Annotated in this window: 22 protein-coding genes; 16 read left to right on the top strand and 6 right to left on the bottom strand. The window is 47.6% G+C overall.

What is annotated here, in order from left to right; translation table 11 throughout:
* A partial coding sequence (locus tag KKE17_02845) for a hypothetical protein (protein ID MBU1708920.1) occupies window positions 1-255 on the bottom strand: 255 nt, incomplete at its 3' end.
* A 379-nt stretch (window positions 256-634) separates the two neighbouring features.
* Here KKE17_02845 and KKE17_02840 point away from each other — a divergent pair.
* Entirely contained in the window at window positions 635-991 is a 357-nt protein-coding gene (locus KKE17_02840) for a PilZ domain-containing protein (GenBank protein MBU1708919.1), read from the top strand.
* A 198-nt stretch (window positions 992-1,189) separates the two neighbouring features.
* Window positions 1,190-2,611 (top strand): DUF4382 domain-containing protein, encoded by a 1,422-nt coding sequence (locus KKE17_02835; protein ID MBU1708918.1) that lies wholly within the window; start codon window positions 1,190-1,192, stop codon window positions 2,609-2,611.
* 149 nt (window positions 2,612-2,760) lie between these two features.
* On the opposite strand, the gene KKE17_02830 is transcribed toward KKE17_02835, so the two are convergent.
* The gene (locus KKE17_02830; protein ID MBU1708917.1) at window positions 2,761-3,360 is read right to left on the bottom strand and encodes a hypothetical protein; all 600 of its coding nucleotides are present in this window, start codon (window positions 3,358-3,360) and stop codon (window positions 2,761-2,763) included.
* A gap of 62 nt (window positions 3,361-3,422) precedes the next feature.
* Window positions 3,423-5,516, bottom strand: coding sequence for an HD domain-containing protein (locus KKE17_02825; GenBank protein ID MBU1708916.1), 2,094 nt, complete (start codon window positions 5,514-5,516; stop codon window positions 3,423-3,425).
* A 242-nt stretch (window positions 5,517-5,758) separates the two neighbouring features.
* On the opposite strand from KKE17_02825, the gene KKE17_02820 reads away from it, so the two are divergent.
* Both KKE17_02820 and KKE17_02815 read left to right on the top strand, forming a co-directional pair.
* Complete coding sequence (locus KKE17_02820; protein ID MBU1708915.1) at window positions 5,759-6,805, top strand: deoxyguanosinetriphosphate triphosphohydrolase; 1,047 nt, start codon at window positions 5,759-5,761, stop codon at window positions 6,803-6,805.
* A gap of 63 nt (window positions 6,806-6,868) precedes the next feature.
* Window positions 6,869-7,153, top strand: a complete 285-nt coding sequence (locus tag KKE17_02815) for a hypothetical protein (protein MBU1708914.1) — start codon at window positions 6,869-6,871, stop codon at window positions 7,151-7,153.
* Between the two features lie 110 nt (window positions 7,154-7,263).
* Here the strand turns inward: KKE17_02815 and KKE17_02810 are convergent, their stop codons facing one another.
* Together KKE17_02810 and KKE17_02805 are read right to left on the bottom strand one after the other, a co-directional pair.
* Window positions 7,264-8,082 carry an SDR family oxidoreductase gene (locus KKE17_02810; GenBank protein ID MBU1708913.1) on the bottom strand — a complete coding sequence of 273 codons (819 nt, stop codon included), beginning with the start codon at window positions 8,080-8,082 and terminating at the stop codon, window positions 7,264-7,266.
* A gap of 206 nt (window positions 8,083-8,288) precedes the next feature.
* Entirely contained in the window at window positions 8,289-10,112 is a 1,824-nt protein-coding gene (locus KKE17_02805; GenBank protein MBU1708912.1) for a LysM peptidoglycan-binding domain-containing protein, read from the bottom strand.
* A gap of 483 nt (window positions 10,113-10,595) precedes the next feature.
* Here KKE17_02805 and KKE17_02800 point away from each other — a divergent pair, with 483 nt between their 5' ends.
* From KKE17_02800 to KKE17_02755, 10 genes are all read left to right on the top strand, one after another.
* Window positions 10,596-14,030 carry a transglycosylase domain-containing protein gene (locus KKE17_02800; protein MBU1708911.1) on the top strand — a complete coding sequence of 1,145 codons (3,435 nt, stop codon included), beginning with the start codon at window positions 10,596-10,598 and terminating at the stop codon, window positions 14,028-14,030.
* A 2-nt stretch (window positions 14,031-14,032) separates the two neighbouring features.
* Entirely contained in the window at window positions 14,033-15,919 is a 1,887-nt protein-coding gene (locus KKE17_02795) for a hypothetical protein (GenBank protein ID MBU1708910.1), read from the top strand.
* A 502-nt stretch (window positions 15,920-16,421) separates the two neighbouring features.
* Window positions 16,422-18,686 (top strand): chemotaxis protein CheA, encoded by a 2,265-nt coding sequence (locus KKE17_02790; protein MBU1708909.1) that lies wholly within the window; start codon window positions 16,422-16,424, stop codon window positions 18,684-18,686.
* 184 nt (window positions 18,687-18,870) lie between these two features.
* A complete protein-coding gene (locus KKE17_02785) occupies window positions 18,871-19,374 on the top strand; it encodes a chemotaxis protein CheW (protein ID MBU1708908.1) in 504 nt (167 codons plus the stop codon).
* 150 nt (window positions 19,375-19,524) lie between these two features.
* On the top strand, window positions 19,525-20,358 hold the full coding sequence (locus KKE17_02780) for a protein-glutamate O-methyltransferase (protein ID MBU1708907.1): 834 nt from the start codon (window positions 19,525-19,527) through the stop codon (window positions 20,356-20,358).
* Between the two features lie 93 nt (window positions 20,359-20,451).
* Complete coding sequence (locus KKE17_02775; GenBank protein ID MBU1708906.1) at window positions 20,452-20,931, top strand: chemotaxis protein CheD; 480 nt, start codon at window positions 20,452-20,454, stop codon at window positions 20,929-20,931.
* Window positions 20,928-21,773, top strand: coding sequence for an HDOD domain-containing protein (locus KKE17_02770; protein MBU1708905.1), 846 nt, complete (start codon window positions 20,928-20,930; stop codon window positions 21,771-21,773). Before KKE17_02775 ends, KKE17_02770 begins: the two co-directional genes overlap by 4 nt.
* 97 nt (window positions 21,774-21,870) lie before the next feature.
* Window positions 21,871-22,317, top strand: coding sequence for a response regulator (locus KKE17_02765; protein MBU1708904.1), 447 nt, complete (start codon window positions 21,871-21,873; stop codon window positions 22,315-22,317).
* A gap of 52 nt (window positions 22,318-22,369) precedes the next feature.
* Window positions 22,370-22,825, top strand: coding sequence for a chemotaxis protein CheX (locus KKE17_02760; GenBank protein MBU1708903.1), 456 nt, complete (start codon window positions 22,370-22,372; stop codon window positions 22,823-22,825).
* Window positions 22,826-22,872: 47 nt separating this feature from the next.
* A complete protein-coding gene (locus tag KKE17_02755) occupies window positions 22,873-23,907 on the top strand; it encodes a chemotaxis response regulator protein-glutamate methylesterase (GenBank protein MBU1708902.1) in 1,035 nt (344 codons plus the stop codon).
* A gap of 223 nt (window positions 23,908-24,130) precedes the next feature.
* On the opposite strand, the gene KKE17_02750 is transcribed toward KKE17_02755, so the two are convergent.
* Window positions 24,131-24,649 (bottom strand): MGMT family protein, encoded by a 519-nt coding sequence (locus KKE17_02750; protein ID MBU1708901.1) that lies wholly within the window; start codon window positions 24,647-24,649, stop codon window positions 24,131-24,133.
* A gap of 332 nt (window positions 24,650-24,981) precedes the next feature.
* On the opposite strand from KKE17_02750, the gene KKE17_02745 reads away from it, so the two are divergent.
* Both KKE17_02745 and KKE17_02740 read left to right on the top strand, forming a co-directional pair.
* Window positions 24,982-26,061, top strand: a complete 1,080-nt coding sequence (locus KKE17_02745; GenBank protein ID MBU1708900.1) for a serine hydrolase — start codon at window positions 24,982-24,984, stop codon at window positions 26,059-26,061.
* A 66-nt stretch (window positions 26,062-26,127) separates the two neighbouring features.
* Complete coding sequence (locus KKE17_02740) at window positions 26,128-26,826, top strand: hypothetical protein (protein ID MBU1708899.1); 699 nt, start codon at window positions 26,128-26,130, stop codon at window positions 26,824-26,826.
* Window positions 26,827-26,960 lie beyond the last annotated feature (134 nt).

Here is a 26,960-nt window from a genome sequence, read left to right as displayed (position 1 = left end):
TTTATCATGAAGCCGGTTAAAAATATCGATCTGGCGCGTATCATCCGCCAGAGCCTGGACGCCTGCAAGACCTGATACCAACACCCTAAGAGTATCGGGATTGCCTGGCGGGCAGCCGGCAGGCAAGAAGGCATTGATACGGCACATGATCAAGGGATACAGCTGGTTCAGCCTGTTACCGGGAAGCTTGGAGGCAAGGGTTTTCCAAGCCTCATCACGGGGGATACCCAGGTGTTTTTCATGATTGAAAGACATGGTTGGATATTGTAGTTTTCTTGTACTATGACGGGCTTGTCCATTTCCAGTATTCTTCCTGTTCCGCCTCGGCAATCACATTGAATCAGCCCGCTCTGCTAAATCAATGTATCTAATAGTTTTTTAATGTATTGCAAGCCCTGTTTGGAAATTTAAGGATCCTTCCGTAAGCTTCCCTGTCACTTTTCTTCGTACCCAATCCATATTTTAATATTTGAAGGTGAGATTTTCTTGTATATAGTAACTGTTAATATCCCAGTAAATTTTAATATTAACAAAATATTTTTTTTCCTTGACTTGGGCAGGGTAAATACCCATACCATGGACTATAGTTTTCTGACAGGTTTGGCTGATTATACTATATAGCGAATAAAAACCTATGGTTGAGAAAAGAAAACATAGCCGATACCTGGTGCAAAATGGCCCAATGGTCAAGGATGTGCACCAACTGGGTATTATAAAGAATATCAGTTTGGGTGGGATGTTGTGTCTTTGTCTGGCCTTGCCCGAACATACGAAAGGCCAAGACATCTCTATTGTATGCCCACATAATTGTTTTTCTCTTGAGAATATTCCGGTTGAAACCATCAAAGAAAAGTTAGTCAAAGATACTTTTGGTTTCCCATGTTTTCATCAGTGCGGTATCAAATTCGGCGCGCTGACTCAACTCCAGAAGACAATGTTGCAGTTCTTTCTGGCTCATTATACGGAGCAAGGTTTATCCAGGACCAGCTGATTTCGTTGGTTTTTTATCCGGATTTTGGCAAACCGGCCCCGGAAAGAAAGCCCCCCAGAAAAACTTGTATAATTTGAGATGATGCGATATCAGACGTTACATACCATCTTGGAAAAATCTATACCCAATTGGCATTTTGTTTACGAATAAATATTATTGATTGCAGTTAGTTGCATAAGAAATTCTGGAGGTGTCGTGATGAAGAAAGAACCTTATCTCATTGGTACGATTGCTGTGGTTGTTCTCTCAGTATTTCTCTTATTTGCCTGCGGCGGAGGGGGCGATGGCACTACTTCCGGAGCAGCTGATTCCGTCGGCAGTGTGGCATTGTTTTTAACCGATTCGCCCTCAAATGATTTTGACGAGATTAAAGTCACCATCCATGAAATTCTGCTTCTGCCGGAAGACGATGATCAGGAAAAAGTCACAATCTTCACTTCAGATGCCGGGGAGACCATCGATCTCCTGAAACTTGAAACCGAATCCACCCTGTTTGCCCTTGATAATAATGTCCCGGCCGGCTGGTACAGCAAAATCAGGATGTATGTCAGCAAGGTGGAACTGTGCAATGATGGAGAAGAGCCCATCCTGGCCAAGGTGCCGGCAAACGGCAAGATCGATCTTAATCCCAAAGATGTCTTTTACGTTGCCCCGGGCGAGACCATTGCCCTTGAGCTTGATATGTGTGCGGACAAGTCCATCCACATTGTCAAAAAGGGACATAAGGACGAATACAATTTCCGTCCGGTTATTTTTGTGCAGGTCATGACCTCGGAAGCTCCAGGGAAACTGGTCAGGCTTTCAGGATACATCCGGGAGAAGACGGATGACGCCTTTATCCTCTGTCCGGATCAACCGATAATTAATGGACAATCTGACCTGGCGGATAATTTCCCGGCTCGGTGCAGTGTTATAAATATCATCAATGCAACAACCTTTTTTGACGAAAATGGCGATCAAACTGATTTTGCTGATCTGGAGATCGGCGACGCAGCCCAGGTCATTGGTAAATATCAATATTCTCCTGATGACCCAAGCATGCTCTTGCATTTTGAAGCGTATGTGGTTGAGATTGGAATCTTTCTGCGCCTTGAAGGAATCATTCAGTCGGTGCCGGAAATTGTCGACGGCAAGGGGACTTTTCTGTTTGCGATTTCTCCGGGCCAGGGGATCAATGGTGAAGTGATTGTGATGGCCATAGTCCCGGTTGGTACCGGTGTTTTCAATAAAGCCGGCGAGACAATTGCCCTGAACGATCTTGAAGTGGGGGAGATGGCGGTGATCGACGGAATACTTGATGTCACGCAGGCCCCTGATATTTTAAAGGCAGCTCTCATCGTAAGCGGTCAGAGGCAGCCTGCAACCGAGCTCACCGGAATTCTTACAGATATGACCGATGATACCCTCACCGTCACCCCGGAGGGTGGTGATCCGGTCTGTGTGCGGCTTGTAATTGATACGCATTATTTTAAACTTATTATCGACGACAATGGTTTTACCCAGGAAAAAATCACCAAGGATGATCTGGTGGGCAATGAACAGTTACGAATTTACGTTCTTCCGGGTGATCCGTGCCCGGTAGCAGAAGATGTTTTTGTCATTATTGATCAAACCACTTAGCTGCTATGTGCCGATACAATAAAAAAAGCGGGCTTACGGCCCGCTTTTGTATTGCTCTCATTCTCGGCAACAGAACTGAGAACATTTATTGTGTGTCGGTTTCAACGGAGCAATATAATAGGCGTCTTGGCGGTGGCATCTTCGTAGCATCACACATCAGGTTTGTTGTCCCGGCGTTCAAACAGCCTGGGATGATCCCTTTTCAGGCAGTCGGGGCAGATACCGTGACTGAACCGGGCATCGGTATGTTCAGAGATATAGACCTCAAGCTGGTTCCAGTAATCCTTGTCGTCTCGTATCTTTTTACATGACATGCAGATTGGAATAATTCCACTTAAAGTTTTTACTTCGTTTAATGCCTCTTTCAGCTCAAGCTGTTTTGACCTGAGACTGTGAATAAGAATAAGAATATGCTCCTGCATTTCATTTCCAGGATGCTTTAAAACGAATTCCTGGAAAACATCACAATCAACACAGGTCAAATATTTCTTGGCGAATTTCCCTTGGACGTCACCGCCGCACATAGTTCCGGCAATCAACCAGCACCGGCCGCATTCATTGTTATAGGCGGGACAATTCGCTTCATGGCATTGTTTTTTCTCCCAGCATTTATTGGGAAGGCTTTTTGCTGTAGCAGCAATCCATTCACTCCATGATTTTTCATCGGCTTGAAGGGAAAATTCAATAAACGTCCGCAGATTTCTGAGTACATCGCTATATGGATGATCGTTATTGGAATCAACTGTCATGCTAAGCACCTGTCTTCATTAAGGGGTATTTCAATAAATTGTACTCCCGCAGTCAGGATCTCCTAGTCGCTCCCTCCGGGCGCGGTAAAGAGATCCTGCTTTTCAGCAACCAACTGCAGGCAGGCATCAACCACATCGGGATCATAACTGGTTCCTTTGTGTTCAGTAATTTCCTCCAGCGCCCTGTCGATTCCAAGGGAGGGTCTGTATGGGCGATGGGAAGCCATGGCCTCTGTTGTGTCGGCAACACGGATAATCCTTGCCTCTAAAAGAATCTCGTCCCCGGTAAGCCCGCGTGGATAGCCTGAACCATCAATGTTTTCATGATGCTGAAGAACTATCTCGCCGATCGGCCAGGGGAACTCAATATTTTTTAAAATTTCATACCCGACCGTTGGATGCGTTTTCAGCAGATCATGCTCTATTGCGGTCAAATCACCGGGTTTTGAGAGAAACTCGGCAGGCACATATATTTTACCGAGATCATGCAGGAGCGCCGCGACTTTGATGCCTTCGATTTTTTCCTGCCGCAAGCCCATTCTGCGGGCGATGGCGCATGCCAGGTGAGCAACCATTTTCTGGTGGCCTGCCGTATACGGGTCTCTGATCTCGGAAGTCATTGACAATGCGTCAACAGTAGAATGCAGCGCGCTGTTTAACATTTCGAGGCTTTGCCTCACCTGGTCTTCAGCCTGTTGACGCAGGGTAATATCTCTGAAGGTAACAACACCTCCGACAATTTTGTTTTTTTCCCAAATGGGCGTACTTTCATACTCCACCGGTAAGCTTGTCCCGTCCTTCTTCCAGAAAACCTCGTTGATTATTGAAATGGTATCGCCGTGTTCGATGGATATTTTGACCGGGCATTTTTTTTGGGGATGAAATGGCGTAACATTTTCTCTTTTATGGAGAACATTATGAAAGCTTCTGCCGATAAGTTCATCTGCATCATAGCCGGTGATATCCATTGCAGCGGGATTGATAAAGGTGATTTTCCCTTGGGCATTCACACCGCAGATGCCTTCTGCAACCGCATCAAGAATCAATTTGTTCTGACGATGGAGTTGTCTTATTCTTGAGGTCCTTTTCCTTACGATAATCTCCAGCTCACCCTTTGCTTTCTGCAGAGACTCTTCCGCCTGTTTTCTTTTGATAACCCCGGCCAGGGTATTGGCGATTGAAAGAATAAAATCCTTCTCCGTCTTGTTGCTTTTATGACCTTTGGTGACGTATAGGTTAATAACCCCAAGCAATTCTTTGCCGAACATTATCGGTGTACAGTAATGTCCGTGATCTTTTATTCCCTCATACTGAATTTCATGGCGGTCATCCATGCGGTCGGCAAAGATGATTTCCCTGTTCTCGGCAGCCCTGCCGCAAAGGCACTGGCCGAATTCAATTTTCCTGCAGGTGGTTATAAGGAAATCGGAAATACCCTGGTGGGCGATCATCTTCAGGGACTTCCCGTCAGCACCGACATGAAAAATACATCCCTTGGCTTCCAGTGAAAGCCACGGGATGGAGAGAATCAAAGCAAGGGTTCTCCGCATCTGCTCCTTTAAGGAGATCGGTTCCAGGGAGAGCTTCAGGTTCTCAACGGTCACTTCCAATTCATCCTTGGCCTTCCGGAGGGCTTCTTCAGCTCTTTTTCTCTCAATCACACCGGCAAGGGCATTGGCAACCGCCGTGAGAAAATCTATCTCCGTTTTATCTCTTTTATGGCCATGGACTATATAGGTATTGATGACTCCGAGAAGTTTTTTGCCGTTCATGACAGGTATGCAGTAATGGCCATGTTCAAGCATGCCGTCATAATGCACAGTATGCAGTTTAGTCAGGCACTTTGCATACACAACTTTTTTTGTGAGTGCTGCCTGGCCGCAGAGACAATATCCAAAAGGTATTTTTGAGCATGAGTGCAGTAATGTGTCGGGAAGGCCTTGCTGGGCGACAAGATGCAGCACGTGACGATGCTCGTCGACCAGAAAAATACAACCTTTGGATTCAATTGACAGCCATGGGATGGAGAGAATCATGGCAAGAGTCTGCTCAAGCTGTTTCTGGAGCGAGATCGGTTCCAGCGACAGTTTAAGCACGGAACTTATCGTTTTTTGAATCCAGTAATTCCGGTTGAGTTGTTTATCAGTTGTTTTCACTGCTCTTCCTTTTTCTAGTGGTACTGTAGTATAACACTCATTATGATCCTCTCAAAGTGAAGAAAGAGGATCATGTGTTTTCTCAACAAAAAATTATTTGTATTATTTTTCCTCTTATTTTTTTTACCTCTTGTTTGTGCCCCATCCTATTCACCATACATTCCACATTGAAAATATCCATGAAATAGAGTAGCTATTTTCCCCTATGCGCAAGAACAACAATATAAAGATACGGCCTTAGGATGTCCATTCGGGAAGAACTGGAACAGCGGGAAAGTGAATACTTGTCCCCCTATGCCTGCTTGAGCGCCATGAGCCGCGGCCGGGTCAGAAGCGAAAAGGAATGCACGATCAGGACGGCATTCCAGCGCGACCGCGACCGGATTGTCTATTCCAAGGCCTTCAGGCGGCTGAAGCATAAAACCCAGGTCTTTCTGGCGCCCTCCGGCGACCATTATCGTACGCGTCTCACCCATACCCTGGAAGTATCGGAAATAGCCAGAACCATTGGCCGGGCAATGCGGCTGAATGAAGACCTGGTTGAGGCAATCGCCCTGGCCCATGATCTGGGTCACACGCCCTTCGGACATGCCGGCGAAACCGTGCTCAATGAATTGACCCCGGGAGGATTTTCCCATTACCGGCAGAGTCTCAGGGTGGTGGATGTCCTGGAAAACCAGGGCCTCGGTCTGAATCTGTCCTATGAAGTGCGGGACGGGATTGCCAAGCATTCCAAGGGCTACGGCGAGGTTATACCCGGCAAGAGCCAGGATCTGCCTGAAACCGCCGAAGGTATTGTCGTGCGCTATGCCGATATCATCGCTTATCTGAATCACGACCTTGACGATGCGATCAGGAGCGGCGTGATCCGGGAGGAGGATGTTCCTGGAGGCTGTCACCGCGTCCTCGGCAACACTCATTCGGAACGGGTGTTTACGATGATCAGCGGTGTGCTGTCCGGTACTGTGGCCGGCGATCATGCACCGGTATTCGGTATCGAAGAAGAGGTGGGCCGCGCCATGCAGCTATTGAGAAATTTTTTGTTTCATAATGTGTACAGATCATCCCGGGTGCATAATGAATTCGTCAAGGCGACGAAGATACTCAGAGAATTATATGCATATTGTATGGAGCATCGGGATTTTCTGGAAAGGGAAATGGGGACGTTTGCCTCGTGTTCATCCTTTGAGCGAAGAGTCTGCGATTTTATCGCCAGCATGACTGACCGGTATGCGCAGAATATGTACCACCGGCTTTTCCTGCCCGGGGCTGTTCAGAAGCCCGAATGAAAAGTTCACGGATGCCCCGTTTTGATTAGAAAGCAATTATCCGATAACAGGAGGAATATACTAATGACTGATGAAGAAACAGGATTCATCCCCTATGAAATGGCGATGAGGATTGTCGGCAATGTTATTGAAGAAGAACATATTCATGAGACGGGAAGGCGGATTCTCACGGTGTATGACAAGCAGGGGAATGAATTGTGCTGGTACGATGCCGAGGAAATAATGGCCGATGTTCAGGGCAAGACCGCTGATGAACGAAAAACCAACGCCGTTGAGATGATTCTGCACCAGATCCCTGAATGGGCCGTGGATGATCTTCTGGCTAAAATTGAGCTGGAAAAGGCCTGAAGATTTCTCGAGCCGATCCAATCCCGGTATCTGCAGTCCGCTTGGCTCGAGAAAAATAAAGGCTATTAGAAAAAATAAGAAGCCGCTTCCGGGCATCGCTGACCAAGGCTTTATTGTTCAACCCCCTGGGGCATGGGCGGCATATGGTCGCCTCCGAGAATATAGCCGCCGTCAAGTCTGATGACGCTGCCGGTCATGTAGGTGGCGTCTTCTATCATGAAGAAGATGCTCTTGACGATTTCCTCAATGCGGCCGGTCCTTTTGAGGAGAATATGGTCCTTGATTGCCTGCCGCTGTTCTTCTTTGAGCAACCCCCATCCCCTGGTCTGTTCCGCGTGCCTTGTTTCAAAAAAACCGAGCATCAGTTCGTTTACCCTGACTTCAGGGGCCCCCTGTCTGGCCCAGGTCTCGGTGAAGGATGAGACTGCCCGGTTTGCCGCTGCATAGCCGTCATTAAAAATCAAGCCTGCCGGGCCGCTCCTGCCGGTAATTCCTGCAATTGAAGAAAGGGTGATCACTGCGCCCTGTCCTGATTTCTTGAGCAATGGCAGGCAGTGATGAAACACCCACCTCTTGGCCTTGAGGGTGGTGGCCATCTCCAGATCCCATTGGTCGGGAGTGTATTCGCCATGCACCACGGGCATGCCGCCCCTTTCAATATTATTTATCAGAATATCAAGGGATCCGTATTTGTCGCGGATGCGGCGGACAAGATCCTGGATCTGATCAGGGTCTCTCAGGTCGACCTCGACGATCAGGTGGTCTCCGGCTAATTCTGAAACTTCTTTGATGGTTTGCCTGGATTCTTCAGGCCAGTCGAAATAAGTGAAAACCACATTGGCTTGCGCGCGAGCGAACGCCAGGCCGATTGCCTTGCCGATCCCTTTTGCCGAACCGAGAACAAGGGCGGTTTTTTCGTGAATTTTCATAAAGGTTGCCGGTTAATTTATTTTTTGGGGAACTGGTCCTCAGGGCCAGTTCAGAATCAGTTGGCTGTGCCTTAATGAAACATTGAGTATTAAGGCTCAAAGGCATAAAGTCTTTGAAGACACATCCCGAAAGCCTTGTGACGAATTGTAAATTATCACAGGGTGGCAGTTTTTACTCGGTGCCTTCCGCCTCTGTGCCCGGATATTTACACATCCACATCCTTCTTGATTTTGAGCAGCAGGCGATGGCCGGGGTAAATCGTGTCCCCTTTGATCTGGTTCCATCTTCTGATTTTATCCGGCGTCAGATTATAGCGTTTGGCAATGGTCCAAAGCGTGTCGCCGCCTTGAACCTGATAATAGGTGAGCTGGGTGTCGGAATTTTCTTCGGTTTCAGTCTCGGGGATTCTCTTGGCAACGGTTGTGACTGTTGTGATGGGCGTCGTGTATTCAAAGGCGGAGAGGGCCTTGGGGCTTAAAGTTTTATCCTCATCAGTTAAATAAAGGGCGAGCTGCTGGCCGGCGCGAATGCTGTGGATGCTGGGCAGGTTGTTCCAGGCGGCGATCATGTAGGGGGGGGCACCGTAACGCTTTGATATTTCTGAAATGGTTTCCCCTGGACGAACCTTATGGAGGACAAGATTTTCAGGAGACGCCTCAGCGGGTTTGATTTTCGAAGCAATTTCGTTTTCGCTCAGTAATTTGTATTCCGTGGTCCTGTATGGGATTCGCAGGTTTTTTCCGGGGATCAGCTGAGAGGCCTGCAAGTCATTGGCCTTGAGCAGGGTTGTCTTGTTAAGGTTGTATTTGCTGCAGATTTTGGTGAGAGTGTCGCCTTTGAGCACCTTGTGCGTTTGATATTTCGTGGTCATAACTGCCTGGACCCTGGGCAGATTCTGCTCCACAAGTTCCTTGGTGCCGATCGGCACTTTTAATGGGTATCTTTTTTGTTCCGCTGGGGTGATGGCGCGACGCAGTTCCCTGTTGTAGTTCCGGAGCTCTTCAAAATCCATGTCAATGGCAACGGATACGGCCTGAATGGTTGTCCAGCGGGGAACCTCGACGGTTTCATATTCAAAGGGTTCGTCATATTCAATATCGGTAAATCCGTATTTCTCCGGCTCTTTAGCAATAAGGATGGCTGCTATGAGTTTTGGCACATACAGTTTGGTTTCCGGGCGCAGATAACGCTCCTGGGCGATTTCCCAGAAGTTGTTGGTCTTATACTTGCGGACCGCCTTCCTGATCTTTCCTTCACCGGCATTATACGCTGCAACCGCAAGATGCCAGGATTTGAAATCTTCATAGAGGTAGGAAAGATAAGCGATTGCCGCAGCGGAGGATTTTACCGGATCGCGTCGTTCATCGACAAAATCATTAACCGTCAGGCCATATTTGCGGCCGGTTGCCCGCATGAATTGCCACGGGCCTACAGCCCTGGCCCGGGAATAGGCGGTGAGATTGTAGCCGCTTTCGATCATCGGCAGATAAGCGAGATCGAGGGGCAGACCTTTTTCTTTTAACTGTTGCTGAATCAACGGCAGATATTTCCCGGAGCGGGCCAGCCATTTTGTGAATGTCTGCCGTTGTTTGTTCTGAAAGAAGTCCAGATAGAATTCCACCTGACGATTCATCGTCACCGGGAAATCGTAGTTGACCTCGGCCTCTTCGGTAACTTCCTCAGGGGTGCCTTCTTCCCAGGAGCCAAGAGCCTCAAGCTGTTTGACTTCTTCTTCCACGGTTGCTTCGGTTTCGGAGGCGGTCAGTTCTTCGGATAATTTTTCCGTTGAGGCCTGGGGATCTTCTTCTGTTTCCTGGGCGGCATCATTTTCGGCCTCAAGAAGTGTGTCCTCCGCAGGAAGGATGATTTCTTCGGTAATTGTCAGTTCTTCGGATTGATCTTCTACGATTTGCGGTTCGTCATCTTCTACCGGATCAGATGAGGATGTCCTGGTTGAGGCGCATCCAGAGATCAACAGGAGAAAGAACAGGGAACAGATGGCGGCGATGCAGGAATTTCGGTTAGGCATGATTTATTATATAATAAGTGGCGAAAGCTGAAAAACTGTTTCTTTAACGCAGCAAATCAATGTATTATATGGACCTTTTTTATGGTTCACAAGGGATGAGAAGTGTTGACAATAACAAAATCAAAACGGTTTCTCAGTTTGTTATAATAGGCAGAGTATTTTATGAATTGTTCCATTAACAAGCCAAAATCCCTTTAGCGATGCCGCCTCGGGATTTTGATAAATCATATTTATACCTGTTTCAGTATACTGATATTTTACATGAAAGGCTTCTTTGCGCAATTAAAAACGTCTTATGGCTTGAAGTTATAAAGATTTTAGTGAAGTATGAGCGGGTATCACCGACGAATATCACTGCGTAAACAATTTGAAATTCATCAACGTCACCCAATAAAATCAATAGGTTGTGGGCATGTTGCCTGTCAGGATCCGTTCTTTTGATTCTGAAAATAATTTCCGAATATTTCTGTCTCAAGATCTGTCATGTTGAAACGTACCAGAAAAAAGTTTCTCTTTATTTTTATTTCGAGCGTTGCGTTGATTGCTGTTGGCCTTATTGCCGCATTTCTCTGGTTTGTGGTATTTCATCCGGGGGATGAAATACTGCAAAGCAATATCGAAAAAATCCTTGCCATGGAAAGCCCGGTGTACTACCGCGATGGGCAGAACGCGATCGGCGTTTTTTTTGAGGAAGCACATAGGCAATATGTTCCTTACGAACAAATTCCCAGAGCGTTTATTGATGCAATAGTTTCCGCCGAGGACAATACCTTTTTTGAGCATTGGGGCGTTGACCTGGGCGGTATGATGCGGGCGCTGATGGCCAATATCCGCGCTGGAAAGGTTGTTCAGGGCGGCAGCACAATTACCCAGCAAACGGCCAAAAACCTTTTCAAGCGCAAGGATAGATCTCTGTGGGCAAAAATAAAGGAACTGCTCTCTGCCTGGCGACTGGAGTATCATTATTCAAAGGAAAAAATTCTCGAATTTTACTCGAACCAGTTTTTTGTAAGCGGCAACGGCAGAGGCCTGGGAGTTGCCGCAAAATATTATTTCGATAAACCGGTTTCGGAGCTCAATGCTCTTGAATGCGCCTTTATAGCCGGGAGCGTCAAGCGACCGAATTATTATAACCCTTTTATAAAAAATCGGGAAGCTGATGCGGAAGCGGCAAGGGTGCGCGCCAAGAATAGAGTCGCCTATGTCCTGAAGCAGATGTATCGGTTGGGAAAACTCGACCGGGCGAATTATGAGAATTTCATCGAAGAGGAAATCCCTTTTCAGCAGGGGCAGATGTATTATTCGATCAATACGATTATGGATCTCGTCAAGGAGGCCATGGCAAAGCCGGAAATAGAAGAAGCGTTGAGCCGGCGTGGCATTGATAATATTGCGACTTCGGGGATCAGAGTAATCACCTCCATTGAAAAAGACCTGCAGGAAAGCGGCCTGCTGGCCTTGCGCCAGGAGTTGTCGCGGCTTGACATCAGGCTTAAGGGTTATGAGAGGGCTGATGTGCAGAACACCTGTGCGCAACTTCCCTTTGTCAGCGGCAGGAACCTCAATGTCGGAGATTTTCTGGTGGGGATTGTTCAGTCAAAAGAAATGCACCCTGAACCGCTTATAACCGTGCGTTTTGATAAGCAGGATCAAGACAGCGATGCGGCCGGGTTTATTGACGCAAGAGGAATTAATAACATTCTCAATCCTCTCATGAAGTATAAGAAAAATCTCTGGACCAGGGCAACCAGTGAGGATTTTCCCGTACTTCTCGACCAGATTGAAGAAGGGGACCTTGTATATGTGAGTGTGCGAAAGATCGATCCGGATACCGGCAAATACACCTTTGATCTGGAAAAATATCCTGAAATTCAGGGGGCGCTCCTGGCACTTAATAATGGCTCAATCCGGGCGATGATCGGCGGCATGGAGAACAGGTTTTACAACCGGGCGGTCATGTCTAAAAGGTCCATGGGGTCAATCATCAAGCCCCTGGTGTATACCACGGCATTACAACTTGGCTGGAGCAGTCTCGATATCCTGAATAATGAAAGAAATGTTTTCGTCTATCAGGGAGAGTCGTATTCTCCGAGGCCGGATCACCTGAGTTCCTATAAAGGGGTCTCCATGAGCTGGGCCGGTGTGCATTCGGAAAATGTGGCGACTGTCTGGCTCCTGTACCATCTTTGCGATCACCTGTCGCCGGCGCAATTCAAAGATGTGGTCAATAATCTCGGGCTGGGACGAAAACTTAATGAATCATATCCGGCATACAGGAACCGGTTGCGCGACAAGCATGGAATTGTGGTGAACAATGATGCCTTATACCGGGTGGCGTTTGCAAATGCCATTGCCGATCTGGAGCCGGATCTGATTTTTGCGGGCAGAATAGAGGAATACGAGCTGCTCAAAACCCTTCATTATGGCTCGGATTTTGAGCGTTTCATGCGAGAAAATTTACGCGATATCCTCCTGGCCAGAGAGGCGGGCGATAAAACACTGCTCAAAGAATATGATGTCAGACGTTCATTGCTTGATAAGAATTTTCTCCGCTATAAGAAAATTCTTGCCGAGCTTGAGAGGCTGCGCAGCGGCGAAACCGAGATTATCGAATCTTTGTCCGCATGGGAGGACGGTCCATTCATTTTTGCAGACTGGGATAATGCCGAAGTCGATTTCAAGCCAGGGGAAAAATCTGTAGCTCTTGAAGAAGACCAGTTGCCGGAACTTGAACCTGAAGTGTATGAGCTGTTCTATAATAACAATACAGGTCTATTTTATTTCGGGGTCAAACCCGAAGGCGAAGCCTGGAGGGCGCAGACTGCTCAGGATCTGGAAAATATCCAGGCTTTTTTAAGTGAAGAGGAGAAAGCGGATTTCTGGAATTCGATTCAGATTGAGGGGCTGTTGGCCGCTGCCACAATAAAAGCCCTGGATGAAGTCATTGAAAAAGAATTTGCCAAGCTCAAGGATCTGCCGGAATACGGTGAAGAAATTCTCCATTCGGTGAATGACTTCAGGGTGCTGGTTGCATTGCAGTATCTTATCGGTTTCTGCCGATTGGCCGGGATCGAAAGCGATCTTGATCCGGTCCTGTCTTTTCCACTGGGATCAAATGTTGTTTCCGTGCTGGAGGTGGCCCGGGTTTACGAAAGTCTTTCCACCGGCAGGATTTTTCTGAACGGCTGGACGTCCACCGGAGATTTCCTGTCGGTGATCGACCGGATCGAGGATGCCGATGGAGAAGTGATTTATGCGCCCAGGCAGTCAAGCAGAAGAATAATTGCTCCGGAGACCTCGATTGCGGTGACCGATATATTGAGGAATGTCGTGAAGTACGGCACCGGGCGTTATGCCTATAAAAATATCAAGTTGCGCAGCCGGGACAAAGAGCTTGATGCGCAACTCAAGGAGCTTGATCTGCATGTGCCGGTGATCGGTAAAACCGGGACCGCGAATCGTTTTACAAATGCCGCTTTTGCCGGGGTCGTCCCTGTTGCGGTGCCGGGCAATAAATTTTCTCTGGACGGCGGTTATGTTCTTGCTTGTTACGTGGGTTTTGATGACAATAAGCCCATGGTGAAAAACTCGACCAGCATAACCGGAGCAAGCGGGGCTCTGCCCATGTGGTCGCGACTGGCGAATACAATCGTTTTGAGCAAGGATTTTGCTTCAAGCATGGATATCGTGGATTTTTCATTCTCCGGGATAACGGAGGTCCCGCTGTATTATCCGGACCTCGGTCAAGTCATGGTGGATATTAACTCCAAAAGAGGGTGGGGGGGCATAGATGAGGAAAGCGGAACCGTCTCCCCTGCAATGACCGCCTCGATCACAACTTTTGCCACGCCCCTGGGCGGCGGCAGGGTTAAACCGGAAAGATTTTATCAACCGTATTGGCAAATGAAGGAGAACTGACCATGCGGAATTATTTATTATTGCTTTGCAGTCTGGTAATGATCATTGCCGGATGCGCAAGTCCTGAAAAGAAAATTCGTGCCGATTTTCCGGCAGAGGATTTTCCGGTTACAGAAAAAACGGAACTTGTGCCTAAGGTCGCACCAGCGGTCAAGAAAGCAGAGGTGAACGATCTCCTGTCCGTTTCCGCGCCCCGTAAGGGCGAAATAGTCGTTGAAGAACAAAAGGATGAACAAATAGAAACAGAGGAAGAAACCGCAGTCGAGGAAGAGCCCAGCGAGGAGCTATCGCCTGAAATTCCTGCGGAAGCAGAAACTTCCGTTGTCTCCGAGGAAATCCCGGAACCCCGGGATGAGATACCTCCTGTTGAACCTGCGGTACATCATAATCAGAGACTGCAGGTTTACGCAACAAGGGTTGATAACTGGATAGGATTGACCGGCCAGATGGAATCCCTTGATATGGCTGAACCTCTTCCTGGTATGGATAAGTGCATAAAGCTCGCGGGGCAGGTTTACAGGGGCTACCGGTATCTTGTTTCAGTCGATACCGAAGCGCCGTCAGGGCAGGGAACGCCGGACGGTTTTTCGGTTAATCTGGGGGTTTATGCCCAGGATGGCGAGTATCTTGAACAGGGATGCGAAGCGGTGCTGCTCCAAGGTGAAAAACTGGTAAATCAATGGGTGTCCGGGTTCAATACAACCGTTGCCGAGCAGGCGGAAATGGTGATTTCCTATTATGCGGAGAAGGGCCGTATCGAGGAAACCCTGCTGGCCTATCGCGACCTCAGTGAGACCTATCCGGATTGGAAAATTTCCCCGGAAATAAAAATATTATATGGAAAGGCCCTTCTTGAGTCGGGTGAGTTGACGGAATCTGCGGCTATTTTGAAAGAAGTCTTTACCGATAAAAGACTTCCCGAAATTGAAAAATGGGCGTTACAGCGGAATGTGGCGGATCTGCTGCTCGCTACGGGAAGAGTGGAGGAAGCAAAAAGGTTATATCAGTCCCTGGTGGAATTATTCGCAGCACAGAACACTGACGAAGCCTGGGTTTCCGGTCAGCTTGCCCTGCTGGACAATGTTGAGCTTCACGCCGAAGAGATGACCTTCTATATGGCGGTGCTGCAGGCATATCTGGTTTTTGACGGCAGACAATTGCCCCAGGATCTTCGAATCCGGGTCAAAAGTCTTGGAACTGCGTTTCCGGGGAGCCTTTTCACTTTTCAGGCCAGAGAACTTCTTGGCCAGGCGGAAGATCAGGCAAGGGGGTGGGTGGAAAAACGTTTGAGCACGGTGGCGGGTCTGGTTGAAGGAAAGGAGTTTACTCAGGCTCTTGAAATTCTTGACGGCATGCTGGCTGGGAAATTGCTGAAGGAACTTCGTTTTCAGGTGGAACAAACCCGGCAAGAAGTATTGTTTGCGGAAAAGCAGGAATTGGAAGCCCAGCGCCTTATGCTGGAGCAATCATTGGCAATTCAATGGGAGGACGCCCTGAAGCTTGTTGACTTGCAGCGTTATGATGAAGCAATTTCCTCTTTCCAGCTGTTACTTGGGACGGAATTTGAGAAAAAAGCTGAAGAACAAATTATCAAGTCGGGAAATCTGGCGGCAATCGATTTAAGACGGCGTGCTGCAAGTTTGTTTGTCAAAGCCCGGAAAACCGTTGACGCAAATTATAAAACCGAACTCCTTCTTGAATCGCACCGGCTGCTGAACGAAATTCTTGTGAAATATCCTGATGCGGAAATAGTTGCCAAGGTTTTGCAGAACTTGAAGATACTTGAAGAGCAGATCTACAGATTTGACCCGACGCTTCTTAATAAGCCGGATGCAGCTGAAATCGAACCAGGTGAAACGGAAGGGGAGAATTATGAGCCTACAGAATAGTGTATTGATGCTCCTCAGCAGATAATCGCCAGACTTCGAAACTACGGGGGATGGTCTTTCCGTTCCCCTGGATGGATTTGTTTTTCAGAGGAAGTTGTTCCATCCAGTCAATCCCCGAGTGATTCTTTTGAAAACGAAAGATGCCGACTCCCGGTATTTCCTCCCTTGGATCTTTTATCAAACCTCCGGTCTTAAAATTAAAAAATGCTGACAAACACTTGTGGCAGTGGATAGTTTTCTGGGCGGCTGGATAAAATTAAATTTCTAATATTCGCCTTTATAATATATAGTTATCTTGTAATTTTTTTCAGGAACCTATAGCCTGTTTCTAATGTGCGTGATGTTTAAGATTGCATCAAGGCGAGGCCGGATTATAAGGGGATGAAGTTGCTCCGGCAGTGGAGTTGTCGGTTGATTATATTTGCGGATTGGTTGCGCCGGAATGCGTGTCTGCGGAAAATCATAAAGGTTCGGTGGGCATTTGAACGCGGAGGAGTTGTGAATGGCGGATAAAGAAAGGGTTGTGACTGATTTACTGGACGAGATGGCTCTCAAGATCGTTATGATCGAGCCGGGGGATTTATCCGTTATCGGCGAACTTCTTGAATTGCTTGATATGCTTCTGGGCCATTCACATATGAGCGGAAATCCTGCTCTGCATAAAATGGGGTCGTTTTTTAAGAGTGCCCTTGAAAAGTTGATTATGGCTGAGCTTGATGATTCGTCGGAAAATTTTGATCGACTTGGGGAATGTATTACCCAGATGCAGGAATCGGTGAGAAAGCAGGAAAAAGATCACGCAAGTCTCTTGGAATCGTTTTGTTCAAGCCTGCTTGCTACCGGTTTTAAGATTGACAAGGGTGCTTTCTGTGGTCTTGACGCCAAAACCCATGAAGAGCCTGAAGAAGAAAAGGTGGCTGCAAAAGCATCTGAACCGGCTGAGGAAGCCCCTGCAAGCGAGTCCCCCGCAGCTGGGATGCCGCAACAGGGTGAGATCCCTGATTTTCTCAAGGACAGGGATCTGCTCAGTGGATTTATTGATGAAGCCTTTGAGCATCTTGAAGGGATAGAAGTAAATATTCTTGACCTTGAACAGAATCCCGATGACATTAATATTATTAACAATATCTTCAGGCCGTTCCACACGATCAAGGGTGTTTCCGGCTTTCTGAACCTCAAGGTAATCAATACCCTGGCCCATACCACGGAGAATCTTCTCGACGATGTCCGCAATCGTAAAAGGAGCATGGATTCCGATGTCATCGATGTTGTGCTTGAAGTCGGTGATCAGCTCAAGGCAATGGTCCAGAACATCAAGGATGTCCTGGAAAACGGCCCGGATCTTTTGCAGGAATTTGACATCAGCAGCTTTATCGAGAAAATCCGCGCCATACAGGCCGGCGAAAGCCAGTCCGGCCCGGTAACGGTTGAGCCGCAAACCCCCGTTGTGTCGGAGACAGCGGAAGAATCCCCTGCTATGCAAGCAGAGGAAAAATCGGAAGCAGTCACCTCAACCCCTTCTGCCCAGGAGGAAAAGGATTCTCCGAAACAAGCCGCCGCTACGGCAAAGGCGGCGATTTCCGCTTCAATCAAGGTTGACATTGAAAAGCTTGATAACCTTGTGAATGCGGTGGGCGAACTTGTCATCATGCAGGCAATGGTTCGACAGAATCCCAGGATTTCAGCCATTGCCGATCCGAAACTGACCAGAGATTTTTCACAGCTTTCCAGGATCACCTCGGAACTCCAGAAAACAGCCATGTCGATGCGCATGGTGCCGATCCGCCAGACCTTCCAGAAAATGATTCGCCTTGTCCGCGATCTTTCAAAGAAGTCAGGAAAGATCGTTGACCTGGTTATGCTCGGGGAAGATACCGAGATAGATCGTAACATGGTTGATTCGATTTACGATCCCCTGGTGCACATGATCAGGAATTCCGTGGATCATGGTGTGCAGCTTCCCAGCGAACGGGAACAAGTGGGCAAGCCCGGTATGGGAAGCGTCCAGCTCAGTGCTTACCAGAAGGGCGGCAATATCGTTATTGAAATTATTGACGATGGACAAGGATTAAACACCGATAAGATCAGGCAGAAGGCTCTGGAGCGAGGCCTGGTTAAAGAAGGAGACAACCTCTCCGATCATGAATTGAACAACCTGATTTTTCTTCCGGGTTTTTCAACGGCCGATAAAATTACCGATGTTTCGGGCCGAGGGGTGGGAATGGATGTTGTAAAAAAGGCGGTTGAGAAATTGCGCGGCAAGGTTGAGGTCATCAGCACACCAGGAAAAGGCTCTCAATTCGTGATCCGACTGCCCCTCACCCTTGCAATCATCGATGGGATTATCGTCCGGGTTGGCAACGAACGGTACATTATTCCGACGATCTCCATTCAGGAATCAATGAGACCTTTGCGGGAAAATTATAACACCGTTCACGGCAAAGGCGAAACTCTGATGGTCCGCAATTCCCTTGTGCCGATCATCAGACTGTATGAAAAATTCGGGGTTGAGCCGTCACAGAAGGATCCGTGTCAGGGCATTGTGGTGATCATCGAAAACGAGGGCCGCCAGCGGGCGTTGATGGTGGACGAACTTCTCGGAAAGCAGGAAGTGGTGATCAAAAGTCTTGGCGGATATATGAAAGATATTCCCGGGGTTGCCGGGGGCACAATTCTTGCCGACGGCCGGGTCGGTCTGATTCTCGATATGGCTGGGATCATTTCCGGGGGTGGATCTTCGGAAAAAGGCGATGAGGATGATTTCTGATCCGCATTGCTCAGGAATGTCATTTGAAACCATTGATCATTGATGGTGAAGTGTCCGTGAGCATTGCGGGCTAAAGAGTTTCCAGCCGTAATGGATAAAGAGCTGAGGCGCGAACCCTGGAATTTACTTTGCCAGGGAATAACCGTGGCCGGATTGGATAAGTACCAGAGCATTTTACCGGAGGATGAATATGGGAGAGGCTAAACTTGACAGAGTCACCCGGGTGATGGATCACCTTGCGGGAAAGTATCTGACCTTTGCCTTGGGAAATGAAAATTACGGTCTTGGAATTCTCAAGGTCAGGGAAATAATCGGGCTCATGGAAATAACCTCCGTACCGCATACGCCGCCGTATATCAAAGGTGTAATCAATCTCAGAGGTCGGGTCATACCGGTGTTGGAATTACGCCTGAAATTTGACATGGAATCTCAGGAATATAATGACCGAACCTGCATAATTGTTGTGGAGGTCCAAGAGGAATCAGGGCAAATCCTTATAGGAATGCTTGTTGACTCCGTGTCTGAGGTGTTGAATGTCTCAGGTGAGGAAATTGATCCGCCGCCTTCTTTCGGCGCCGACCTGAATCTCCGGGACAATATTCTGGGAATGGCTAAGGTGAAAGGATCTGTTACCGTATTGCTTAATATTGATAAGGTTGTCGGCACTGAAGACTATAGCCAGGTTTAATCGTCGTCCACAAGCAAATCTGCGAAGCGAAAGCCTTGGGGATAAACGAGCGAGTTAATAAAGAGACTTTCTTACTACGGAGAATCCCTGCGGTAGTCGGCGGGGAGTTTCAAAATGTCATGCCGAAGCCTTAAGGGGTTAGAGAAAAGCATGGATGGCTTTCATCTGACGAAACTGACTGACAGTCAATTTCTTAAATTCAGTGAACTGGTTTATGAAAAAACAGGAATATTCCTCAAGCCCGAGAAGAAGGAACTCCTAAACGCCAGGCTTGGTAAACGGCTCCGAGCCTGTGGCATCAACGATTTCAAAAATTATTATAACTTTGTAATGGGTGACGCCAGCGGCGAAGAGCTCATTCATCTCATTGACAGCGTTTCAACGAACTTCACTAATTTTTTCAGAGAAAAAGCCCATTTTGATTTCCTCAAAGCAAACGTTCTTCCCGGTTATATCAAAGGCGCAAGGGGTAAAAAGCAGATTTCTGTCTGGTCTGCGGCCTGTTCATCCGGGGAGGAACCCTATACTCTCGGCATGGTTCTGGGGGATTTTTTTTCCAGGTATCAGGATTGGAATTTTTCCATTCTCGCAACGGATATATCAACCAGGGTTCTTTCCCATGGCGAGCGCGGCGTCTATTCTCTGGACCGGGTTGCAGGCATCCCTGAAAATCAATTGCGCCTTTTTTTCCAGAAAGGCACGGGCAAGTCTTCGGGCCAAGTCAAGGTCAAGGATTCATTGCGGGGTCTTGTCACTTTCAGGCGCTTCAATCTGATGGATGTTTTTCCGTGGAAGGAGTCCTTTGATATTATATTCTGCCGGAATGTTATGATATACTTCAATCGGGAAACCCAGCAGGAGTTGATTAGCAAGTTCTATGGAAGCCTGGTGCCTGGTGGGCATCTGTTTATCGGACACTCGGAAAGTATTTCAGGCATCAAGCACGGCTTTAAACAGATAGCCTCAACAACATATCAGAAGTAAATTGAGATTAACGTAAATATTCGGGGAGGATTAAAAGGTTACGGTCCGGGGAAAAGATAATCCAATGAAAAAAATTAAGGAAAAGAATAAGCAATGAAAATTGTTGTGGGTATTTCAGATATGAAGGTAAGCAATAAACCGGAGGATTCGATCATCACCTATTCCCTCGGTTCCTGCATCGGTGTGGCAATTTGGGATCCGGTTTCCAAGGTCGGCGGATTATTGCATTACATGCTTCCTGATTCAAATCTTGACAAGGAGCGCGCCGCGCAAAAGCCTTTTATGTTCGCGGATTCGGGTATTCCTCTTCTTTTTAAGGAAGCCTATAAATACGGCGGAGTCAAAAACAGATTGATCGTCAAGGCGGTGGGCGGCTCGCAGATTATGGATACCAAAGGCGTTTTTAATATCGGCAAGCGTAATTACATGATAATGCGGAAAATTTTCTGGAAAAACAAGATACTGATCGCCAAGGAAGATATCGGCGGCACCGTCAATAGAACGATCAGTCTTGATATAGCAACAGGAGTTACGACACTGAAGGTGTCCGGGCAGGGGGTGTATGAACTATGAGCCGATTAGAAGAAATTCTTGAAAACATCAAACAGATTCCTCCTTTTCCAAAAGTTGCCAAACGGGTAATGGAGCTGATTGAGAATCCCGATGTCAGCGCAGTGGAACTGGGCAAGATCATACAATATGATCAATCAATTACCGCGAATGTCCTGAAAATGTGTAATTCAGCGTATTTCGGTCTGGGCAGGAAGGTTTCGTCCCTTGAACAGGGACTGGTCGTGCTGGGGAATAATGTTTTAAAGGATATTATCATAACCAGCAGCAGTTCTGATTTTTATAAAGGTGTTGCCGGTGAGGGCTATGTGCTTGAAGAAGGGGAGCTCTGGCGACATTCCGTGGCTACCGGAATCATGGCGAAACTTCTCATTCGGCACGTAAAGGATATAGACGCAGGAACGGCTTATACCGCGGCGCTCCTTCATGATATCGGTAAACGGGTCATGAGCAGTTATGTTGCTGAAGAATTTAAGGAAATCATGGAGATAGTGACCACGGGGAAATGTTCTTTTTCCGATGCCGAGAAAAAGGTGCTGGGAGTAACTCATGCCGAGCTTGGGGGAATGATTCTTGAGAAATGGGAGTTTTCCCAAGAGATGATTGATGCAGTTAAGCAACATCATGATCCGGAAGCATTACTTAAGGAACCCCTCTCAGCCGTCGTCTGCCTCAGCAACGCGCTGGTGATTTCCCTGGGGATCGGCGCCGGCGCAACCGGGTTGGCTATGGAAATGCAGGGAGACGGACTCAAGCGTTTCGGGTTGGCCAATAAGGATCTGGACCTGTTAATGGCTGATCTGTTTGAAGAAATGGCCAAGGCAGAGGACCTTATTCAGCTTTAACGTGGTTAAAAAATGATACTAAACTCTCGGCGGTCCAGAGGGGATGAAAGGCAATTTTCGACAATTTTTGTGAATATCAGCATCAGGAGATTAAGGTATGGCTTTTACAATACTTGTAACGGATGATTCCGAAACAATGCGTGCCGTGATAAAGAAAACGGTCTCCATGTCCGGAGTTCCGGTTGCCGAATTTTATGAGGCCGCAAACGGCAAAGAAGCCCTGAAAATCCTGGAGGATGCATGGGTTGATGTGATTCTCTCCGATATTAATATGCCTGAGATGGGCGGGGTGGAGCTTTTGAAGGAAATCAATAAAAACGATGTCCTTCGGAATATTCCGGTCATATTCATCACCACCGAATCAAGTAAGGCCAGGATGGAAGAGGTGAGTAAACTCGGGGCGGCAGGCTATATCAAGAAGCCGTTTCTGCCGGAGACCATCAAGAAAATTCTTATTGATGTTCTTGAGAAAGCCTACGAGCACCGCATGGAAGAAAGCCGGGTGAATGGCGGGGCTGCAGATGACAATGAAATGGATTTCTGATCCATTTGCGACATGTATAATTTAACAAAAGCAGAAGGATACCGGGGGAGCCATGGATGATCAATTAAAGCGGACAATTTATGAGACGATGTCGGAAGTTTTTGAAACGATGTTTTTCACATTTCTTGCGCCCCTGCATGCTGCTCCTCAGGAAATAAATCAGAGTGGTGACTACGTTAAGGGGAAGATATCGTATAGCGGCGAGGTTTCCGGGGAAGTCAGTATTTATTTTCCAAAAGCCCTTGCCAGGTATATCACGGTTAACTTCCTGGGCTTTGAGGAAAATGCGGTGGAAGGCCGCCAGGTTCTCGATACGGTTCGCGAGACGGTTAATATGTCTGTTGGAAGTCTTCTCGGTAAACTGGATCCTGAGGGAAAGTGCATGCTGAATATTCCTGAAGCGGCAGAAATGTCGGGCTTTGTCCCTGAGTCGTTGATCGAAGAGCCGGGATTATGCCTTTTTAATACCGAATTCGGTCTGCTGCTGGTGGTTTATAAAGAAAAGTAATCAGTCCGTGAAGCAAAGAAGGTTTCCAGGCGAGGATTAGGTGCTCGATGAAAAAAATTAGAGTTTTGGTCGTAGATGATTCCGCTGTTGTCCGCAAGGTATTCAGCGAGGAGTTATCCAATGAACCTGATATTGAGGTAATCGGCACAGCTCCTGATCCTTATGTTGCACGGGACAAGATCGTCGCCCTGAAGCCTGATGTTATTACCCTTGATATCGAAATGCCGCGGATGGATGGCATTACATTCCTGCGAAAGCTCATGAAATATTTTCCGCTGCCGGTGATCATCGTAAGTTCGCTGACCAAGGCCGGTGGTTCGCTTGCCCTTGAGGCCATGGATATCGGTGCCGTGGATGTGGTTTCGAAGCCTGGTGCTGCTTATTCCGTAGGAGATATGAGCGTCCAGCTGGCGGAAAAAATCCGTGCTGCAGCAAGGGTTGATATGTCAAAGCGCGCCGCCCTGGCAAGTGTTACCAGAGATAAAATAGCCGCGCCGAAATTGTCGCTTACCCAGAGCACCCACAAGGTGATAGCCATCGGCGCTTCAACCGGAGGTACCGAGGCGCTCAGGATCGTGCTTACCCAGTTGCCGCCCACCTGTCCCGGCATTATGGTGGTGCAGCATATGCCGGCGAATTTCACCACGAGTTTTGCCAAAAGGCTTGACGAGCTTTCGCAGATAAGAGTCAAAGAGGCTGAGGATGGTGATTCCGTTGTGCCCGGACTGGCGTTGATTGCCCCGGGCAATTACCATATGGTGATGCGGCGAAGCGGCGCCAGGTATTATGTCAATGTCAAGACCGGTCCTCTGGTTTGTCACCAGCGCCCGGCGGTTGACGTGTTATTTAACTCCGTTGCCGCGTACGGCGGTAAAAATGCCGTTGGCGTCATTCTTACCGGGATGGGCAAGGACGGCGCCCAGGGAATGCTCAAAATGAAAGAGGCCGGCGCCATCAATATTGCCCAGGACGAAAGAAGTTGCGTGGTCTTCGGCATGCCCAAGGAGGCAATCCAGGCGGGGGGAGTCGATAAGATCGTATCTCTGGATCAGATCAGCAGTACAATCCTTTCAGTTCTTTGATTTCGACCGCATTCCAATTCTAACTTCGTTGCCTGCGTCATCGGTGCCTCGATATACTTAATGTACGTCTCCGTGACCTCCTCCTTGCTGCCTGGTTATCTCTTTGAATGCTATCGAAATTAAGCGGAATACTGTGAAAGCTCTAAAAATTTGATTGGCTTAATAATTAAGTAGCATCAAGATCTTCAAAAGGGATTTTCTTTCCATTTCAGAAAAATACAGCTTATCCGGATTTGTTCTTTTCCAATTCAAGGAGTTTTTGCTTGATTGAAATACCTCCGGCAAACCCGCCGATTCCATTACGGCCCACAACCCGGTGGCATGGAATTATCAGGGCAACAGGATTGGTGTTGCAGGCATTTCCCACCGCCCGGGCATAGCTTTTGCCGCCGAGTTTTTCGGCAAGCTCACCATACGATAATGTCTCACCATGGGGAATCGTGCTGATTAGTTCCCATACTTTTTTTTGAAACAGTGTGGCCTTTTTTATAAAGGGAGAATCAGCTGGAAAGGCGAAAGTCTTGTCGCCATGAAGGGCTGCGGATATTTTTTTACACAGGGTTAAGTTCCGGGTGTTTTTAAACAGGCAGTGCGAGTTATCTGAATGAAGCTGATTTTTCGCCCGGAAGAGAGATTCTTCGGAAAAAGAGAGGTAAATTACTTTGTCATCCAGCTCGAGTGTATGAACAGGTATGCCGCTGATGGAACATCTGCCGATCTGAAATATTGTAGTTTCGATCATTTTCAAAAGATAGTTTGAGTTCCGTGAAACGGAGAATTATCGGAATATATACTGTTTTTTCGTTAAAAATCACAAAATATATGGAAGTTATTTTTTTACAGTATATGGTGGTACACCTTTTGAAAGGGTACGACATGTTGTGCTTTTAGGTGGTTGGGGATGGGATTTTATTACGAATAACAAGGGGTTACGTATTGCTTTTGGCGAAAATATACTTGCTTTTTATGGGTGTTTCTTCTAGTTTTATTTATATGAGTTATCTTGCTGTATGTTGTTTGTTAAGAAACTTCAGAGGCTTAAGACGTCATATGAGAATAAAGGCATCCGGAAAAATGCGGTATAGTTTTCTTGTTGCTCTTGTCATGATGCTTTCCTTTGCCTTTGCCATGCCCGGAACGGTTTGCGCTCGGAAAAAAACTTCCGAGACTGATCTTGTGGTATTGGCGTCAAAACATAAATATAATCCCAATCCGGTTGAAAAACAGGTAAGGAGCAGGACTCGCACCAGGGTTGTGCAGCTTGCCGGAGATAGTAAGTCTAAGCCCGAGAATTCATCGGAAGCAGACACCTTAGACATCCGCAACAAGCTTTCATCAAAAAGCGTTTATTTGATGGATGCCAGCACCGGCGAGTCGATCTATACCCATTCTCCCGACGAACCCGCGCAACCGGCCAGCACCATTAAAGTCCTCACCGGCTTGCTTGCCATAAAATACCTTACCGGTAATGAGCTGGTGGAAGTGAGTAGAAGGGCTTCGCAGATGCCCAGTTCCAAGATCTATCTGGAACCTGGCAAATCCTATAATGCCAATGATTTGATAAATGCCGTTCTTCTCTCCTCGGCTAATGACGCAAGTGTTGCCCTGGCTGAAAAAATCGCCGGTTCGGAGAAGTCTTTTGCAAAGCTCATGAACCACAAGGCACAAATTCTCGGCGCCACGAATACGGTATGCAAGAATTCCACCGGACTGACATCAAAAGGGCAAGTGTCAACGGCCCGTGACCTTGCGCAGATTTTTGCCAAGGCCATGGATAATAAGGAGTTTGCCGAGAGAATGGCCAAGGTCAAAGTCCGGACCCGTTTCGGCAAGGTCCTGCGAAACCATAACAAGGCATTATGGGAGGTTGACGGAGCGGAAGGCGGTAAAACCGGTTACACAAAAGCTGCGCGCCAGACCTATGTGGGTAAATTCAAGCGCGGTGATGTGGAGCTGGTAGTTGCAGTCCTTGGCAGCGAGACCATGTGGGATGATGTCCGCACCCTTGTTGAATATGGTTTTGCCCGGAAAGGCATGGGGCTTGATCCGTCGTCTTCCGTGGCTTCAAATGATAAGGATTCGGAGTTTGACCTGCCTGCCGAGCAACAGGCAATGCTGGTTGCCGATGATCAGATGAAAATCTCCAAGCTGTAAGATATATTTCCCCTGCCGTTAATTCGGTCCAAGTTCATCGAATTTCCCCAATTGTAAAGGCAGTTAATGGTCAATGTAGAAAAGGAAAAATGCCGGGAATCTCTGGCTTTGTCGGGGGAAAAGGATCAGGCCTCTGTGAATTACAAAGGCAAGCTTGCCCAGTTGCTGCGTGGATGCCCGGAATACAAACAGGCCAAACAGGTGTTTTCATCTCCGGCCGCGCTTCTTGATCAGATCCGGATTAATGTCCTTCTCGACGGCAAAGACCTGATAATGCCGGGGCCGGGTCTGAAACAGGGGTTTTTCCGGATTAAACCTTTTTCTGTCCCATTCACGAAAATCGGCTACGCGGTGACTTATAAAGGCCTGACCAAGCATGGGATTCTTCTTGATGATGCAGCATTGGGAGGCCTGGCAGTTGATTTGATGCTTACCGAGGCTCTTGCCGTGGATCAGGCCGGAACTGCAATCAACGATGGACAGGGATTTTTTGATATTGCCTGTGCAGCACTCCATGAATTGGGAGTCCTCACGGATCGGTTCAAGACGATTTGTATTCTCGGTGAAAAGCAGCGAGTGGAAAGTCTGCCCAGGGAGCCATGGGATGTACCTTTGGATTGTGTGATAGAGCCTCAGGGTGTGACTCGTTTTCAGCGCGATTCACGATGGGTGCCGAAAATTTACTGGGAATCGCTGGAATCAAAAAGTATCAAGTCCATGACCCCGATATGGAAACTCCGTTCGCAAAATATCTCAAGGGCGTAAGTTCAATCAGCCCTTGTTTTTCTTGAACACCGGCTCAAGCTCACACATTTCAGCATACTCGGCAATTTCCTGTTTGAATTCCTGCACATGAGGGCAATCCCAGATAGCCAGGATTTTCTTCCTGGCAACATATG

It is taken from the genome of Pseudomonadota bacterium, assembly GCA_018823135.1.
Taxonomy (GTDB): domain Bacteria; phylum Desulfobacterota; class Desulfobulbia; order Desulfobulbales; family CALZHT01; genus JAHJJF01.
The sequence above is the reverse complement of the archived record's forward strand: the minus strand, read 5'-3'. Positions and strand labels throughout refer to the sequence as shown.